Source organism: Helicobacter magdeburgensis, from assembly GCF_000765825.2.
Taxonomy (GTDB): domain Bacteria; phylum Campylobacterota; class Campylobacteria; order Campylobacterales; family Helicobacteraceae; genus Helicobacter_C; species Helicobacter_C magdeburgensis.
In genome coordinates this window covers 1-440 of the sequence record NZ_JRPE02000056.1, presented here as the reverse complement: position 1 = coordinate 440, position 440 = coordinate 1, and the positions used below count along the sequence as shown (strand labels likewise).

The following is a 440-nucleotide window of genomic DNA, read 5'->3' as shown; positions in this document are numbered from 1 at the left end:
TTGTATTTTCCGCATTACCAACCGCAGCACCTGCATCTTTTAATGCTTGTGCCATTATCCCACTTGTTGCTTCACTCCCAAGATTGAGACCACCATTGCTATGTCTCGCTCCTAATGCAACTTTTGCTCCGTGTGATACTGCCTGAGTCAATGCTTTCTCTGCCGCATCTCCAGCATTTGCTGATATGATGTTTTCCTCGCTCCCAGCAGCTTGAATAGATTTGGCGTGTCCCCTTAACGCTATAGCATTACTCACTCTCCCCATAGATTCTGCTATCTTTATGTTGCCACCATTTGTTTCCGAATCATAAGCCTGAGCACTTCCTTTTTGTTGGCTAAGGCTTTGGTGTGCGTTCATATATGCTGTTTTACTATAGCTATCTTGGAAAGCTTGTCCAGTGCCGTGCACAGCTCTTAGTGCGTTACCCTGTGCTATCTGC

Annotated in this window: 1 pseudogene; it reads right to left on the bottom strand. The window is 45.7% G+C overall.

The features are described from left to right. Positions 1-440 (bottom strand): annotated as a pseudogene (locus LS74_RS10820) (hypothetical protein); the annotation flags it as partial.